The organism is Rhizobium aethiopicum (genome assembly GCF_900094625.1).
Taxonomy (GTDB): Bacteria; Pseudomonadota; Alphaproteobacteria; order Rhizobiales; family Rhizobiaceae; genus Rhizobium; species Rhizobium aethiopicum.
In genome coordinates this window covers 16844-32669 of record NZ_FMAJ01000009.1, presented here as the reverse complement: position 1 = coordinate 32669, position 15826 = coordinate 16844, and the positions used below count along the sequence as shown (strand labels likewise).

Sequence of the window (15826 nt, the reverse complement as noted above, 5' to 3'; positions counted from 1 at the left end):
ATTACGCCTTAAGCTTGCGAGTCACAAGAGAGGGCGGGAGCTTTGCCTTTGGATAACGATCTTCGTTTCGAGCCGGTGACGTCGGAGCGCTGGAGCGACTTCGAAACCCTGTTCGGCCCATCAGGAGCTTTCTATAATTGCTGGTGTGTGGCACTGCGCCTGCCGCCTGCGGTAAGGACCGAGATGGCGGCCGATGAGCGCAAGGCGCACATCCGAGATCGGATCAAGGCAGGCCCGCCACCGGGCATTCTCTGTTATGCCGGCGATGAGCCGGTCGCCTGGGTGCAGGTCGGCCCGCGCCACGACGTGCCGCAGTTCAATTCGCCACGCACCGTATCGCGGCCGCTGGAGGAGGGCGATGCGAACGATCCCTCTATCTGGGCCGTGAGCTGCTTTTTCCTGCTGCCCAGGCTGCGCGGCAAGGGACTGAGCCATCGCCTGCTTTCGGGCGCGATCGACCATGCGCGGCGTCAGGGCGCGCGGCGGCTCGAAGCCTGTCCGATCGATCATGTGAAGCAGTCGAAATCCGTGACGCTCTGCATCGGCTCGACGGCGATCTTCGACGCTGCCGGTTTCGAGACGATTGCCAGCCGCAAGGACGGCCGGCCGCTCATGCGGCTGGAACTGCGCGACTGAACGTGCCGGAAAGGAAATGCGCCTCGATCAGCGCGGCGGCATGCGCCCAGTCGGTGGCGCGGGTGATGTCGTCGGCGGCTGCGGGCGCGAAACGATGGACAGGTGAGTCCGGCATCAGGTGAATGAGCAGGCAATCAGCGACGTGATCCCTGACGGAATGCAGATTGTGCGCCATATCGTCTATAAAGGCGACAGGAAAGGAGCGGCTTGCATGCAGTGCGTGGACGATCGGCCCCTTGGGTTGCTCGCTGGCAAGCAGCGGAAAGAGCAGGCCGGCGCTGTCCAGCAGGCGGCGACGCTGATCCTGGAACCGTGGCGGCATCGCCGTCAGAAAGAGGATATCGGCCGCCTGCGAAAGCCGGCCGAGCGTTTCGACGACGCGGTCGATCGGCGTCTGCCACAGTTCCTGCGCTTCGAAAAAATCGTCGATCAGCCGGCCGACCTGTTGACCCTCGATCTCCGTGCCGTCCGCTTTCGAGACGATGTTGCCGTGAAGCCGGAACGATCGCGGCAGGAACTCGTGACCCAGGCTTTGAAGAAAAAGCTGAAAAGGGTCGATGAATCGCAGCACGACGTCGTCGACGTCGCAGACGATCAACGGCCGTTCGCCGAGGCGGATGTGCGAAATGTCGAGCTCGCGCACCCTCAGTATTCTCCCGAATCGAGCCCCGGCGAGGAGAAATGCCGCCAGGCGGCGGTCACCGTCTCCGGACTGAGGCCGCTCGCGGTACAGAAGGCCATCGCCGTCGGTTCGTGGTTCATCAGGAAGTCCATCATGCCTGAAAGGAAACCCGGATCGTTGACTGCGTTGCGCACCTGGGCGGGCGCCACGCCGGTGATTGCGAGGAAGCGGCCGAACATGTCGGGATCTGCGGCAAGCCAGCCGAGTACGGCGATGGCCGTCTCGTGCGGGTCGACCGCCTGTGGTTTCGAAGTCTTGAAGTTGCTTTGCATTTCGAGGGGTAAGTTACCTTTTCTTCAACCAAATACCGCTAGCGTGCGCTATCGGTTTCACGGAGCTATTCATCCGCATGTGCCTTTCTCATGGGACGAACCGCTGCGCGCACGGACGTAGGGACAGCTTGTCATGCCCAAACAGGTGATGATTGTAGAAGATAACGAGCTCAACATGAAGCTCTTTCGCGACCTCATCGAGGCGTCCGGCTATACCACGATCCAGACGAGAAACGGCATGGAAGCGCTCGATCTGGCGCGCAAGCATCGTCCCGACCTCATCCTCATGGATATCCAGCTTCCCGAGGTCTCCGGCCTCGAAGTCACGAAATGGCTGAAGGAAGATGACGAGCTGCACGTCATTCCCGTCATCGCCGTCACGGCGTTCGCGATGAAGGGCGATGAGGAGCGGATCCGTCAGGGCGGCTGCGAGGCCTATGTTTCCAAACCTATTTCGGTTCCGAGATTCATCGAGACGATCAAGACCTATCTGGGCGATGCCTGACGCATCGGAAAGACGTTTATGACTGCGCGAATACTGGTGGTTGACGATATTCCAGCCAACGTGAAGCTGCTTGAAGCGCGGCTGCTTGCGGAGTATTTCGACGTGATGACAGCCGCCGACGGTTACGAAGCGCTGGCGATCTGCGAACGCAACCAGGTCGATCTAATCCTGCTCGACATCATGATGCACGGTATCGATGGCTTCGAGGTCTGCGAGCGGCTGAAGGCTAGTCAGAAGAGCGCCCATATTCCCGTCGTCATGGTCACCGCACTCGACCAGCCGGCCGATCGTGTACGTGGTCTGAAGGCCGGCGCCGACGATTTTCTCACCAAGCCGGTCAACGATCTGCAGCTGATCTCGCGGGTGAAGAGCCTGCTGCGGCTGAAGACGTTAAGCGATGAGCTGCGCATCCGCGCCGACACTGCTCATACCATGGGCATGGGCGATCTCATGCGGACAGGCGAAGGCCGTGGCGACGAGGCCGGCCAGGTTCTGCTGGTTGATGGCCGTGCCAATTCGCAAGAGCGTATCGTCAGGGCGCTGAAGCCCGTCGCCGATGTGCATGCCCTCTCCGACCCGCAGGCGGCCCTCTTCGAGGCAGCCGAGCACCCGTTCGACCTCGTCATCGTCAACGCCAATTTCGACGATTACGATCCGCTTCGCCTCTGCTCGCAACTGCGCTCGCTGGAGCGCACACGCTTCTTGCCGATCCTGATCATTACCGAGCAGGGCGCCGACGACATGGTCGTCCGGGCGCTCGATCTCGGCGTCAACGATTACATCATCCGTCCCGTCGATCCCAACGAGCTCGTCGCTCGCAGCCTGACGCAGATCCGTCGCAAGCGCTACAACGATCGGCTGCGCGCCAGCGTCAAGCAGACGATCGAGCTTGCCGTGACCGATCCGCTGACCGGCCTCTACAATAGGCGTTATCTCGACAATCACCTGAACGTGCTCTTCAACCGGTCAATGGCGCGCGGCCGGCCGCTTTCGGTGTTGATCACCGATATCGACCGTTTCAAGCAGGTGAACGACACTTACGGCCATGATGGCGGCGACGAAGTACTGCGCGAATTCGCAAACCGCGTCCGCTCGACCATCCGCGGCGCCGATCTCGCCTGTCGTTACGGCGGGGAGGAATTCGTCGTGGTGATGCCGGACACCTCGCCTGAAGTCGCCGCCGCTGTCGCCGAGCGCCTGCGCGCCGCGGTCGAAAGCGCTCCTTTCATGCTGAAGCGCTCCGGTGAAGCCTTGAATGTGACCGCTTCCTTCGGAATCGCCTCGCGCATAGGCGCGGTGCTGACCCCGGACCAGCTGATGAAACAGGCCGATCTTGCTCTGTACGAGGCCAAGAATACCGGGCGCAATCGCGTGGTCGCAGCAGCTGCCTGACGAATCACTTTGGGCGCCATGCACGCCATTTGGGGTTTTCCACTGCCGTAAGCGAATTGTTACCGATTTTTAATCTTCGCCCGTGCGGCGCAGCCTGAAATTTTGCGACCTGGTAGCCCAAAAATGGACTCTGGCGTTGCTGTGGATATGGTGCAGCGCGACAGTCTCCGAAATGCAAGGCGCCTAGCTCACGATGAAATGGAGACTATAAAAAATGCCCGCCGCCAACAGGATCCAATAGAGGACGGCGGCATCACCTCACGTAAGGGGAGGGCCGGCTTAAGTTATTAAGTTATAGTATCGAATTTCTTCCGAGGTGCCGTCATCAGGCTTAGCCATCAAGCACAGGCTTCAAATCTTTATATGTTACAAAACTGCACTTTTAACCATAGAATCAAGCTCGGAAAATTCATCATTAAGAATTTGTTGATTTTCTTTCATTTCTGCGCAAATTATCGGCTCATAAGAGAAGCGCTCCCGCAGAGGAGTTGTCCATACCCCATGATGCTCAGGTCCGCCGCATCTCCTGGGTCGTGGGGTTGGTCGGCTGGTAGGCAAGCTATAGCGGTTCCTCGTGCCGTTTTGCATGCTGGCCGACCCCCTTTCAAGAAAACGCCGTCACTTCCCGAAGATGGAAGGGCGGCGTTTTCTATTTGCGCTATCATCGCGAAGAGGCCAATCCCGGCAAAAAAAACGCGCGACCCGTAGGCGCGCGCTTTTTCGAAACCCCAGATATCAAGCGATCACTTGATCTTGGTTTCCTTGAACTCGACATGCTTCTTAGCAATCGGGTCATACTTCGTCTTCGTCATCTTGTCCGTCATCGTACGGCTGTTCTTCGTCGTGACGTAGAAGAAACCGGTGTCGGCTGTCGACAGCAGCTTGATCTTGATTGTTGTAGCCTTGGCCATGGTCGTCCTGCCTTTAAGAAAATGAAAGCCGTGGAAGCCGGATGGGCTCCACGGCAAATTCTGGCGCGAAACTACGAATCCCGCCCGAAAAGTCAAGTCCGTTTTCGAATGAACATCAATCTGATGCCGGAAAGTAGCGCGTAGAAACCGAAGAAAGCCGCGATTGCCCAGGCGAAACCATTATTTCCGGCGACATCGATCGCGGCGCCGATCGCTTGCGGCCCGGCCACGGTTCCCATCGCATAACAGAAGACGAACGCGGCATTGGCGGCCGCAAGATCGGAGCCCGTCAGCCGCGAGCCTAGATGGCTGAGGCCGACCGTATAGAGGCCGGAGACGCAACCGCCCCAGAAGAGCAGGAGCCCGGCCATCAGCAGCCAGTTGTCGATCAGCACCGGCAGCATCATCGAGCCGATAAAGCCCATCAGCGCCATCCCGGCCAGAAGCGGCCGCTTGTCGCGGATGCGGTCCGAGAGCAGGCCGAGCGGAATCTGGAAGATGACGTTGCCGACGCCCATCATGGTGAGCAGAAGTGCTGCCTGCGATTCGGTGAAATGGGCGCGTACGGCAAAGACCGGGAAAAGCGACAGCCCGCCCGCTTCGACCGCGCCGAAAATGAAAACGGCCGCCGTCGCCGTCGGCACCAGGAAGACGTAGCGCATGAAATGCAGCTCCGGCTTTTCCTCGAGTATCGGGCTTTCGTCGCGAGCGATGAAAATCGGAATGGCGGCAAGCAGGATGGCGCCGGCGCCGATCAGGAAGGGGAAGATGCCGTCGCTGCCAAGCAGCGAAAAGAGCAGCGGTCCGGCCGCAAAGCCGAGCGAAAGCACCGTCGCATAGATGCCGAGCACGAAGCCGCGTTTGGAAGGCGGCGAGGCGGCGTTAATCCAGAACTCGGAGAGAATGAACAACGTAGTCGTCGCGCCATGGAAGGCGAAACGCAGCGGAAACCACATCCAGAAATCCTCGGCGTAGTAGAAGCCGAGCGCGCTCAGCGCCGATATCAGCACGGCCCAGAGCATCGTCGGGGCAACGCCGTATTTATGGGCGAGCTTGGTGGTGATGGGTGCCGCTGCCATCGCCGCGATTCCAGCCATCGCCGTGTTGAGGCCGATCAGGGTGGAAGAGATGCCGCGTTTTTCGAGGATGATGCTGAGGAGGGGGAGGCCGAGGCCGATTGCTATGCCGACGGCTGAAATGGACGAGACGGCTGCCACCAGGGAAGGCCAATGAATTTCTTCGATATCGCCTGGTGTGCCGTTTCTCGGCTGAGACATTTATCCATCCTTAGAAGCTGCGCGAGCGAATCGACCTCTCGCCTCACATAGAAGGACACAGACGTGCCAAATCCAGGTGACGAGCAGCGTTTCGCAGTATTTCCGATGTGATCTGCGGAATGTAAAGCCTGTTCAGACAAGAAAAGCTTACCATGTCAAGTCGTTGAGGATCGTCGACTCCCGCGTGTCGGTGGTGGTCGGTGGAGGGCTGGCACTACACGCCAAATATGTCTGGAAGGTGAAGGCGCTCAATCCGGCCGGTGGGGAAGCTCGTAATCATCGGGACTGTCGCTCTCTCCGCCGAAGCCATGCATACGCAGCGCCCATTGCAGGCCGATGACGCCGCCCTTGATCGGCTGGATCGAGGCAAGTGCTGTGATGACGGTGATCGGCGCCCAGATGGCAAGATGGACCCATACCGGCAGCACGAAAGTCATGTCGGTCAGCATAAAGCCGCCGACGAGGACGTGGCCGAGGACGAGGATGACGATATAGGGCGGCAGGTCATCGGAGCGATGGTGATGCATCGCTTCGCCGCAGGCGGCGCAATGGTCGACAGGCTTCAGGAAGGCGCGAAAGAGCTTGCCGCTGCCGCAAGCCGGGCACCGGTTCAGCAGCCCACGCATGATGGAACGCCCGAGCGGACGCTCGTTTTCCGGCGTACCTCCGTAGCGGACGACCGGGTCGGTCGGTGTGCTCATCGCATCTTTCCTTTCAGGCCGAAAGCATGGAGTTCCCGCGGACGATTGCTGCTTTCGGCACAGCGCCTAGCGGCGTCCGCGGGGCGGCCGCGTCCCCGGTTTCTTCCGGACCTGGCCCCTGTCGCGGCGGCCGGCCTTGTGGAAGGAGCGCACCGCCGCCGGCATCTCGCGTCCTTCGCTCAGCATTTCGAAACGCAGCGCGCCGGCAAGCGGGATTGCTTCGGCAAGCTTCACCGTGACGCTGTCGCCGAGGCGGTAGCCGAGGCCCGTCTTTTCACCCGAGAGCGCCTGATGCGCCTCGTCATAGATGAAATAATCGGTGCCAAGCGTAGACATAGGGACGAAACCGTCAGCGCCATAGTCCGGCAAGGTGATAAAGAGCCCGGATTTCGTAACTCCGGAGACGCGACCGGCAAATTCCTCGCCGACGCGGGTGCTCAAATGATGGGCGATCAGCCGGTCGATGGTCTCGCGTTCGGCCGCCATCGCCCGGCGCTCGAAGGTCGAGATCTCGGCGGCGATATCGTCAAGGCTGGCTTCTTCGTCGGGCGTGATGCCGCCTTCGCCGAAGCCGAGTGAGCCGACCAGCGCGCGATGCACGATCAGATCGGCGTAACGGCGGATGGGGGAGGTGAAGTGGGCGTATTTCATCAGGTTGAGGCCGAAATGGCCGATATTCTCCGGGCTGTAGATCGCCTGGCTCTGCGAGCGCAATACCATCTCGTTGACCATGGTCTGGTGCGCCGTGCCATCCGCCTTGGCTAGGATGCCGTTGAAGCTGTTGGCGCGCATATTGCCGCCCTTGGCGAGCGAGATGCCGAGTGTCGCCAGGAATTCGCGCAGGATCTCCTGCTTGGCAAGCGTCGGGCCGTCATGGATACGATAGACCAGCGGCTGGCGCTTCTTTTCGAGCGTCTCGGCGGCGCAGACATTCGCCTGGATCATCATCTCTTCGATCAGCTTGTGGGCATCGAGCCGCGGCGGCACGAAGACCCGGTCGACCGTGCCGTCGGGTTTCAGCAGGATCTTGCGCTCCGGCATGTCGAGTTCCAGCGGCTGGCGCCGGTCGCGGCCGCGCTTCATCACTCCATAGGCGTGCCAGAGCGGTTTCAGGATCGGCTCGAGCATCGGTCCGGTCTTGTCGTCCGGGTTTCCGTCGATCGCCGCCTGCGCCTGTTGGTAGGAAAGCTTCGCGGCACTCTTCATCATGATGCGATGGAACGTGTGGCCGATCTTGCGGCCTTCTGCCGAGAACCTCATGCGCACGGCAAGCGCCGGCCGGTCCACGCCTTCCTTCAGCGAGCAGAGATCGTTGGAAATGCGCTCCGGCAGCATCGGCACGACGCGATCCGGAAAATAGACCGAGTTACCGCGCTTCAGCGCCTCGCGGTCGAGCGGCGACTTGGGGCGGACATACCAGGAGACGTCGGCAATCGCGACGGTGACGAGGACGCCGCCGGGATTGTCGGGCGAGGGGTCCAGCTCGGCGTAAACAGCATCGTCATGGTCTTTGGCGTCGGCCGGATCGATGGTGATCAGCGGCACGTCGCGCCAGTCCTCCCGATGCGACATCGTCGCCGGTTTTGCGGCTTCCGCCTCGGCGATCACGGCCGGCGGGAAGATATGCGGGATGCCGTGCGCATGGATGGCGATCATCGAGATCGCCTTTTCCGAGCCGACCGAGCCGACGACGGAAAGCACCTTGGCGCGCGGCAGGCCGAAACGTCCCAGGCGAGCGACTTCGATCTCGACCAGGTCGCCGTCCTTGGCGCCGCCAGTAAAATCCGGGTCGATCACCATCTCTTCGCCGCGCCGCTCGATCGGCAACAGCCGCCCGCCGCCGCCGGGTGCTGTGCGGAAGACGCCCATCGCGGCGCCGCGGCGCCTGTCGATCACCTTGATGATACGCGCCGTATAGGCCGGCCCGCCTCGATCGACGGCCGGGAAGATTTTTGCCAGGATCCGGTCGCCGAGGCCGGCGACGGGCGCCTTGCCCTTGCCCTGGCGGCCTGCGGGCGATTGCTGGCGGATGGCGACGGCAGGCGCCGCACCCTGGTCCTCCGGCCACTCCGCCGGCCGGCCGATCAGGTCGCCATCCTTGTCGCGCGTCGTAATATCGAGAACGGTGACGGGCGGAAGGGCACCGGGACGAATGAGCGACTTGCGGCTCTTCTGCAGCATGCCTTCCTGTTCGAGCTCCTGCAGCATATGCTTGAGCTCGACGCGGCTGTCGCCTTTCAGCCCGAAAGCTTTGGCGAGCTCGCGCTTGGAGGCCTTCTGCGGATGATCGGCGATGAAGCGCAGAATCACCTCGCGCGAGGGCAGCGCGCCGTGGACGATGTTCAGCGGCTCGACGGCCGGAGCATCCTTGCCGGCGCGGCCGATCTTGCCCGGGCGCTTGCCCGCAGGGTTCGTTCTGTCGCGCGGTATCCTGTTCACGTCAGCTCTTTTTCGATTTTGCGGGCGCTTTCGCCTTCGTTGCCTTCGGCTTGGCCGCCGTCTTGGTGCTCTTGGCCTCGGCAGCCGCAGCCTTCGGCTTGGCTTTCGCCTTGGCCGTCTTTCCGGCGGGGACCTTGCCGGCCTTTTCGGTGACCAGCGCGAGCGCCTCCTCGACGGTGATCGCCTGCGGATCCTTGCCCTTTGGCAAGGTGGCGTTGACCTTGCCCCAGTTGACATAGGGGCCGTATTTGCCGTCGCGAACGGTGATGGCGCCGCCATCGGGATGATCGCCGAGGGTCTTCAGCGCCGCCGGCGTTCCGCGCGCCCCGCGGCCTGGCGCCTTGTTTGCCTTTTCCGCGATGACAGTCACGGCTCGGTTGAGGCCGACGGAGAAGACGTCCTCGACGGTCTCCAGATTGGCATAGGAACCGTCATGCAGGAGGAAGGGCCCGTAGCGGCCGATGCCCGACGAGATCATCTTGCCGGTTTCGGGATGTTTGCCGATGTCGCGCGGTAGCGAGATCAGAGCCATCGCCCTCTCGTAGTCGATGTCTTCAGGCTTCCAGCCCTTCGGCAGCGAAGCGCGCTTGGCCTCCTTGCCGTCCCCGCGCTGGATATAAGGACCAAAGCGGCCGGAACGCAGCGTCAGTTCCTCACCAGTGGTCGGATCGGTGCCGAGGTTCTTCGGTTCGTTGAGGGCGACCCCTTCCGCTTCCCCGCCGTTTTCGGAGGAAAGCTGGCGGGTGTAGTTGCATTCCGGATAGTTCGAGCAGCCGACGAAGGCACCATATTTGCCGAGCTTCAGCGACAGGTTGCCGGTGCCGCAGACCTGGCAGATCCTGGGATCGCTGCCATCTTCGCGTTTCGGGAAGACCAGCGGCGCCAAAGCCTCGTTCAGCGAATCGAGCACGTTGGTGACGCGCAGTTCCTTGGTGTCCTCGATCTGCGCGAAGAAATCCTTCCAGAAATCGCGCAGCACCTGCTTCCAGTTCAACTCGCCGGCCGAAATCCGGTCTAGCTTTTCTTCGAGGTCGGCGGTGAAGTCGTATTCGACATATTTGGTGAAGAAGCTTTCGAGGAAGGCCGTCACCAGCCGGCCCTTGGCCTGCGGGATCAGCTTGCGCTTGTCGATCGTGACGTAGTCGCGGTCGCGCAGCGTTGCCAGCGTCGCCGCATAGGTCGAAGGACGGCCGATGCCGAGCTCTTCCATCTTCTTGATCAGCGAGGCTTCCGAATAGCGCGGCGGCGGCTCGGTGAAATGCTGGGTCGAATTGATCTTCTGCTTGGCGAGCGTCTCGCGCGCATTGATCTCCGGCAGGCGGCCATCCTCGTCGCCGTCGTCGCTCTGCTCGCCGTCTTCCTTCTGGTCGGTATAGGCGGCGATGAAGCCGTCGAAGCGGATGACCGAACCGACGGCGCGCAGGCCTGCCTTCTCGCCCTTGTTGTCGGCCGTGATCTCAGCCGTCGTGCGCTCGATCTCGGCCGACGCCATCTGACTGGCGATGCCGCGCTTCCAGATCAGGTCGTAGAGCCGGATCTGGTCGGCATCGAGGAATTTGCGCACGCGGTCAGGAGAGCGGTAGAAATCGGTCGGACGGATCGCCTCGTGCGCCTCCTGGGCGTTCTTCGCCTTGGTGGAGTAGAAGCGCGCCTTCTCCGGCAGGTAGCGGTCGCCGAACTGGTCTAGGATGGCGCGCCGCGCCGCGTCGATCGCCTCGGGCGCCATCTGCACGCCGTCGGTTCGCATATAGGTGATGAGACCGACCGTCTCGCCGCCGATATCAACGCCTTCATAGAGCTTCTGGGCGATCTGCATCGTGCGCGAAGCGGAGAAGCCGAGATTGGAAGAGGCGGCCTGCTGCAAGGTCGAGGTCGTGAACGGAGGGCCGGGGTTGCGCTTGACCGGCTTCGCCTCGACCGTGTCGACAATATAGCTCGCGCCTTCGAGCAATGCCTTCAGGCGGCCTGCGTCCTCGCCGTTGCCAATCGCGCGCGGCGGCAGCCGCTTGCCATGCGCCGAGACCAGTCTTGCCTCGAACTCGTCGCCGCGCGGTGTCTTCAGAAGCGCGGAGAGATTCCAGTATTCTTCCGAAATGAAGCGCTCGATCTCGGATTCGCGATCGCAGACCAGACGAAGCGCCACCGATTGGACGCGGCCGGCCGAACGCGCGCCGGGCAGCTTGCGCCACAGCACGGGTGATAGATTGAAACCGACAAGATAATCGAGTGCGCGGCGCGCGAGATAGGCGTCGACCAGCGGCACGTCGATATCGCGCGGATCGGCCATCGCGTCGAGCACGGCCTTCTTGGTGATGGCGTTGAAAACGACGCGCTTGACGGACTTGCCGTTCAACACCCGCTTCTTGTTGAGCATGTCGAGGACGTGCCAGGAAATCGCTTCGCCTTCGCGATCCGGGTCGGTCGCGAGGAAAAGCCCGTCTGAGGATTTCACCGCGTCAGCAATGTCCTTCATCCGCTTGGCCGAGGCGCCATCGACCTCCCAGAGCATTTCGAAATCCTGATCGGGAAGAACTGAGCCATCCTTGGCAGGCAGATCGCGCACATGGCCGAAAGAGGCGAGCACTTTGTATCCCGAACCCAGATACTTGTTGATCGTCTTGGCCTTGGCAGGCGATTCCACCACTACAACATTCATCATGATTCTCTAAAAAAACAGCCACGCCGGCGCAGGAGCCAGCGCAACATGCAGCGTAACCTGGATACCGGCTCTCCGACATGGACAGGGAAATCGTTGCGGTCAAGGGGTTTGCTACAATTTTACTTCTTGCGTACGGTGCAATCGAAGAGGGATCGCACGTCAAACGCATCTTGTAATTGCTTTCAAGTCGCTTTCAACACGCAGTTCCTGCAGTTCTCAAACCCGCTCTTCCAAAACGCGCAAGGCTCAGTTGGAGAGCGAGACGAGCCCACCCTGATGCCGGTGCAGCCTGCCCGTTATGTCGAGTTCCAGAAGGATGAGATAGACGGCGGATGCGGAAAGGCCGGTGTGGCGGATGACATCGTCAATCTCGACCGGTGTCGGTCCGAGCGCATCGATGATCCGCGCCCGCTCGGAATCGCCCGGCGGTACGATCATGGTCTTGTGGTCACGCGTCGGTTCTTCCGCCAGCGAGGACGGGAAGAGATCGAATTGCGCAACCGGCGCCAGGGCCTCGATGACATCGGCGGGTGCGGTAACGATTGAAGCGCCGTCTTTCAGCAGCCCGTTGGTGCCATGGCAGCGCGGATCGAGCGGTGAGCCCGGCACGGCAAACACCAGCCGGCCAAATTCGCCGGCAAGCCGCGCGGTGATCAGCGATCCCGAACGCTCTGCCGCTTCGACGACCACGAGGCCGAGCGCGATGCCGGCGATCAGCCGGTTGCGGCGCGGGAAGTCGCGGGCGCGCGGCTCCCAGCCGAATGGCATCTCGCTCACCGCGAGGCCGTTGCCGCCCGTTATCTCATCGAGCAGACCGATATTTTCTGGCGGGTAGGGCTGATCGAGACCGCCGGCGAGCGCTGCGATCGTGCCTGTCCCGAGACTGGCCCGATGCGCCGCCGTATCGATGCCGCGCGCAAGCCCGGAGACGACGGTGTAACCGGCCCGGCCGCAGTCGCGCGCCACCATCGCTGCGAATTTGGCGCCGGCGATTGAGGCGTTTCGGGAGCCGACGATGCCGACGGCCGGCCGTTTGGCGGCGGTAAGCGCGCCCTTGACGGCAAGAAGCGGCGGTGCGCCGTCGATCTGCTTCAAGGCCTCGGGGTAATCAGGTTCGCCGATTCCGACGAAGCGGGCGCCGAAGCGATGCGCGACTTCGAGTTCGCGATGCGCCTCGGCCTCGCTGGCAATGCGGACCGCGCGCGTGGCGCCGCCTCGCGCCGAAAGCTCCGGCAGCGCCGCGAGCGCTGTCTCGGCCGACCCGAAGTGATTGATGAGGTCGCGAAAGGTCGCAGGGCCGATATTGTCGGAACGGATGAGGCGCAGCCAGGCAATTCTCTGCCGCTCGGTCAGTACAACGCCCTTTGGCGCCGCGCTCAGCGCATCCATTATCCCTTCGCCCCTATCTTGCTTTCCGTTCCACTCATCAGGCGCGAGATATTCGTTTTGTGCTTCCAATAGGAGATCAGCGTCATGACCGCCATGACAGCCGCAACCTTTTCGTTGCCGAGGATCCACAATGCGATCGGGATGACGAGCATGGCGACCAGCGCCGACAGAGAGGAGTAGCGTGTGGTGAAGGCGATCGCCAGCCATATGACGGCGAAGAGCACGACCATGATCGGCGCGATGCCGAGCAGGGTGCCGATATAGGTGGCCACACCCTTGCCGCCCTTGAAGCCGATCCAGACCGGCAAGAGATGGCCGATGAAGGCGAAGAAACCGGCGATGATCGCAGCCTCCTCGCCGAAGAAATAACCGACGATCCAGGCCGCGGCCGACGCTTTGAGCGCATCGAGCAGCAGCGTCGCGGCGGCCAGCTTACGGTTTCCGGTTCTGAGCACGTTGGTCGCGCCGATATTGCCGGAACCGATGCTGCGCACATCGCCGAGGCCGGCGGCGCGCGTGAGGATCAGGCCGAAAGGAATGGAGCCGAAGAGATAGCCGATAACGGCGGCGGCAAGCGCAATCGGCAATGTGATCTGCCATGACATGAGATTGGATAGCATATGTCCCCTCAGCCCTCCCTGGCTTCTCGGTCCAGCCGTCCCTTAAAGTGCGTGGACAAGCTTTCCCGAGACGTATGTCGCGACTGCCCGCCCGCTGAAGCGCGCATCCTCGAACGGCGTGTTCTTCGATCGGGAGAGAAGCATGTCTTTGGCGACAAGCCAAGGCTCATCGAGATCGATCAGCGTGATATCGGCCGCAGCACCCGTCTTCAGCGTGCCGGCATTCAGCCCGAAAATTTCAGCCGGGCGAGTGGACATGGCGTCGATCAGGCGCATCAGGCTGACCTGGCCGCCATGGTGAAGCCTGAGGGCCGCCGCCAGCATCGTTTCCAGGCCGACCGCGCCGTCGGCCGCCTCGCCGAACGGCAGCCGCTTGGTGTCGACGTCCTGCGGATCATGCGAGGAGACGATGATATCAATCGCGCCGCTCGCCAGCGCCTCGACCATCGCTACCCGGTCGTCTTCCGGACGGAGCGGCGGATAGAGCTTGAAGAAGGTTCGGTATTCGCCGATGTCGTTCTCGTTAAGCGCCAGATTGTTGATCGAGATGCCCGAGGTTACCCTGGCGCCGCGGCTGCGGGCGCGTTCGATTGCCTCGACCGATGCCGGCACCGAGATCATCGCGGCGTGATAGCGGCCGCGCGTCAGCTCGGCGATCCTGAGATCGCGTTCGAGCGGAACGAGTTCGGCTTCCCTTGGAATGCCGGAGAGCCCGAGCCAGCTGGCGAAAAGCCCCTCATGCATGACGCCGTTGGCGCCAAGATATTTGTCGCGTGTCTCGCAGGAGATGACGGCGCCGAATTCGCGCGCATAGGTCATGATCCGGCGCAGCACCTGCGTGTTGTGGACGCTGGAGTGGGCATCGGTGAAGGCGACGGCACCCGCCTGCATCAGTAGGCCGATTTCCGTCATCTCCTCGCCGGCAAGACCCTTGGTGAGGGCGGCTGCGGGATAGACATTGACGGTGGCCGTATCGCGCGCCGTCTTCTTGACGAATTCGACGAGCGCGATGTCGTCGATGACGGGATCGGTGTCCGGCATCATGATGATCGAGGTGACGCCGCCGGCCGCCGCCGCCCGGCTCGCCGAGGCGATCGTCTCGCGGTGCTCGCCGCCGGGTTCGCCGACATGAACACGCGCATCGACGAGGCCGGGCGTTGCCACAAGACCGGTGCAGTCACGCACGACGGCGCCTTCCGGCGCGCCCTGGTTCTGCGCCGCGCTGCCGGCGGCAAGGATCACGCCATTCTTGGCGATGATCGTTCCGACCTCGTCGAGATTGCGCGAGGGATCGACGATGCGGACGTTCTTGAGGACGATCGGGTTGCTCATGCCATCATTCCGTCGGTTCGGGGACCTTGGTTCTGCGAGACGAGCAGCGTCTCCATGACGGCCATGCGCACTGCGACCCCCATTTCCACCTGTTCGGCGATCACGCTCTGCGGACCGTCGGCGACCTCGGAGGCGATCTCGACGCCGCGATTCATCGGGCCGGGATGCATGACCAGCGCATCCTCCTTCGCCGCTTTCAGCGTTTCGGCGTCGAGTCCGTAGAAGTGATAATATTCGCGCACCGACGGCACAAAGGCACCGGACATGCGCTCGCGCTGCAGCCGCAGCATCATCACCACATCGGCGTCCTTCAACCCTTCTTTCATAGAGTGGAAGACCTCGACCCCCATCTCGGCGATGCCGGCGGGCAGGAGGGTGGCGGGCGCTACGACGCGGACGCGCGCGCCCATCGCATTAAGCAGCAGGATATTGGAGCGCGCCACGCGCGAATGCAGCACGTCGCCGCAGATCGCGACGATGATACGCGACAGCTTGCCTTTCGCACGGCGGATCGTCAGCGCGTCGAGCAGCGCCTGGGTCGGGTGTTCATGCTGGCCGTCGCCCGCATTTACGACCGAGCAGGAGACTTTCTGGGCGAGAAGCGCGGCCGCACCGGCACTTGAATGGCGGATCACCAGCACGTCAGGGCGCATCGCATTCAGCGTCATCGCCGTATCGATCAGCGTTTCACCCTTCTTCACCGATGAATTGCCGACCGACATGTTCATGACGTCGGCGCCGAGCCGCTTGCCGGCTAGCTCGAAGGAGGCCTGCGTGCGGGTCGATGCCTCGAAGAAGAGGTTGATCTGCGTCAGCCCGCGCAGGGTCGACGTCTTTTTTTCTCTCTGGCGGCTGATCTTGACGGCCTCATCCGCCTTGTCGAGAAGATAGGTGATATCCTGCTCGGTGAGGCCCTTGATGCCGATGAGGTGGCGGTGGGGGAAAAATACCATGACCCTGCCTCTTGCTGTCTCTTGCGGGTCTATAAAGAGTGCGGCCCGCCGGGGCAAG

General features: G+C 62.1%; 14 protein-coding genes. 3 read left to right on the top strand and 11 right to left on the bottom strand.

Going from position 1 to position 15826, the window contains the following annotated elements; translation table 11 throughout:
• The first annotated feature begins 48 nt into the window (after positions 1–48).
• Entirely contained in the window at positions 49–636 is a 588-nt protein-coding gene (locus GA0061105_RS19470) for a GNAT family N-acetyltransferase (RefSeq protein ID WP_092752307.1), read from the top strand.
• On the opposite strand, the gene GA0061105_RS19465 is transcribed toward GA0061105_RS19470, so the two are convergent.
• Positions 611–1279 carry a hypothetical protein gene (locus GA0061105_RS19465; RefSeq protein WP_092752305.1) on the bottom strand — a complete coding sequence of 223 codons (669 nt, stop codon included), beginning with the start codon at positions 1277–1279 and terminating at the stop codon, positions 611–613. The genes GA0061105_RS19470 and GA0061105_RS19465 overlap by 26 nt on opposite strands.
• 2 nt (positions 1280–1281) lie before the next feature.
• Complete coding sequence (locus GA0061105_RS19460) at positions 1282–1590, bottom strand: DUF3572 domain-containing protein (RefSeq protein ID WP_064692606.1); 309 nt, start codon at positions 1588–1590, stop codon at positions 1282–1284.
• A gap of 133 nt (positions 1591–1723) precedes the next feature.
• On the opposite strand from GA0061105_RS19460, the gene GA0061105_RS19455 reads away from it, so the two are divergent.
• Together GA0061105_RS19455 and GA0061105_RS19450 are read left to right on the top strand one after the other, a co-directional pair.
• Complete coding sequence (locus GA0061105_RS19455; RefSeq protein WP_092752303.1) at positions 1724–2095, top strand: response regulator; 372 nt, start codon at positions 1724–1726, stop codon at positions 2093–2095.
• A gap of 18 nt (positions 2096–2113) precedes the next feature.
• A complete protein-coding gene (locus GA0061105_RS19450; protein WP_092752302.1) occupies positions 2114–3487 on the top strand; it encodes a PleD family two-component system response regulator in 1374 nt (457 codons plus the stop codon).
• A 743-nt stretch (positions 3488–4230) separates the two neighbouring features.
• Here GA0061105_RS19450 and rpmG read toward each other — a convergent pair.
• The 9 genes from rpmG to GA0061105_RS19405 form a co-directional block, all read right to left on the bottom strand.
• On the bottom strand, positions 4231–4398 hold the full coding sequence (rpmG, locus tag GA0061105_RS19445) for a 50S ribosomal protein L33 (RefSeq protein ID WP_003587245.1): 168 nt from the start codon (positions 4396–4398) through the stop codon (positions 4231–4233).
• 92 nt (positions 4399–4490) lie between these two features.
• Positions 4491–5675, bottom strand: a complete 1185-nt coding sequence (locus GA0061105_RS19440; RefSeq protein WP_064692608.1) for an MFS transporter — start codon at positions 5673–5675, stop codon at positions 4491–4493.
• A 248-nt stretch (positions 5676–5923) separates the two neighbouring features.
• Positions 5924–6376 (bottom strand): DUF983 domain-containing protein, encoded by a 453-nt coding sequence (locus GA0061105_RS19435; protein ID WP_092752300.1) that lies wholly within the window; start codon positions 6374–6376, stop codon positions 5924–5926.
• Positions 6377–6442: 66 nt separating this feature from the next.
• Positions 6443–8815, bottom strand: a complete 2373-nt coding sequence (gene rnr, locus GA0061105_RS19430) for a ribonuclease R (RefSeq protein WP_092752299.1) — start codon at positions 8813–8815, stop codon at positions 6443–6445.
• 1 nt (position 8816) lies between these two features.
• On the bottom strand, positions 8817–11471 hold the full coding sequence (topA, locus tag GA0061105_RS19425; RefSeq protein WP_092752297.1) for a type I DNA topoisomerase: 2655 nt from the start codon (positions 11469–11471) through the stop codon (positions 8817–8819).
• Positions 11472–11720: 249 nt separating this feature from the next.
• Positions 11721–12863 carry a DNA-processing protein DprA gene (dprA, locus tag GA0061105_RS19420; protein WP_092752296.1) on the bottom strand — a complete coding sequence of 381 codons (1143 nt, stop codon included), beginning with the start codon at positions 12861–12863 and terminating at the stop codon, positions 11721–11723.
• Positions 12863–13483: a glycerol-3-phosphate 1-O-acyltransferase PlsY gene (plsY, locus tag GA0061105_RS19415; protein WP_092752294.1), complete on the bottom strand. Its 621-nt coding sequence runs from the start codon at positions 13481–13483 to the stop codon at positions 12863–12865. The genes dprA and plsY overlap by 1 nt, the downstream gene beginning before the upstream one ends.
• A 42-nt stretch (positions 13484–13525) precedes the next feature.
• Positions 13526–14815 carry a dihydroorotase gene (locus GA0061105_RS19410; RefSeq protein WP_092752292.1) on the bottom strand — a complete coding sequence of 430 codons (1290 nt, stop codon included), beginning with the start codon at positions 14813–14815 and terminating at the stop codon, positions 13526–13528.
• Positions 14812–15768, bottom strand: a complete 957-nt coding sequence (locus GA0061105_RS19405) for an aspartate carbamoyltransferase catalytic subunit (RefSeq protein ID WP_092752291.1) — start codon at positions 15766–15768, stop codon at positions 14812–14814. Before GA0061105_RS19405 ends, GA0061105_RS19410 begins: the two co-directional genes overlap by 4 nt.
• Between the last annotated feature and the right edge of the window lie 58 nt (positions 15769–15826).

Coding starts and splice junctions, on each gene's coding strand:
- GA0061105_RS19405 (WP_092752291.1), bottom strand. CDS start 15,768: ATGGTATTTTTCCCCCACCGCCACCTCATCGGCATCAAGGGCCTCACC.
- GA0061105_RS19460 (WP_064692606.1), bottom strand. CDS start 1,590: ATGCAAAGCAACTTCAAGACTTCGAAACCACAGGCGGTCGACCCGCAC.
- GA0061105_RS19440 (WP_064692608.1), bottom strand. CDS start 5,675: ATGTCTCAGCCGAGAAACGGCACACCAGGCGATATCGAAGAAATTCAT.
- plsY (WP_092752294.1), bottom strand. CDS start 13,483: ATGCTATCCAATCTCATGTCATGGCAGATCACATTGCCGATTGCGCTT.
- dprA (WP_092752296.1), bottom strand. CDS start 12,863: ATGGATGCGCTGAGCGCGGCGCCAAAGGGCGTTGTACTGACCGAGCGG.
- topA (WP_092752297.1), bottom strand. CDS start 11,471: ATGAATGTTGTAGTGGTGGAATCGCCTGCCAAGGCCAAGACGATCAAC.
- GA0061105_RS19435 (WP_092752300.1), bottom strand. CDS start 6,376: ATGAGCACACCGACCGACCCGGTCGTCCGCTACGGAGGTACGCCGGAA.
- GA0061105_RS19450 (WP_092752302.1), top strand. CDS start 2,114: ATGACTGCGCGAATACTGGTGGTTGACGATATTCCAGCCAACGTGAAG.
- GA0061105_RS19455 (WP_092752303.1), top strand. CDS start 1,724: ATGCCCAAACAGGTGATGATTGTAGAAGATAACGAGCTCAACATGAAG.
- GA0061105_RS19410 (WP_092752292.1), bottom strand. CDS start 14,815: ATGAGCAACCCGATCGTCCTCAAGAACGTCCGCATCGTCGATCCCTCG.
- rpmG (WP_003587245.1), bottom strand. CDS start 4,398: ATGGCCAAGGCTACAACAATCAAGATCAAGCTGCTGTCGACAGCCGAC.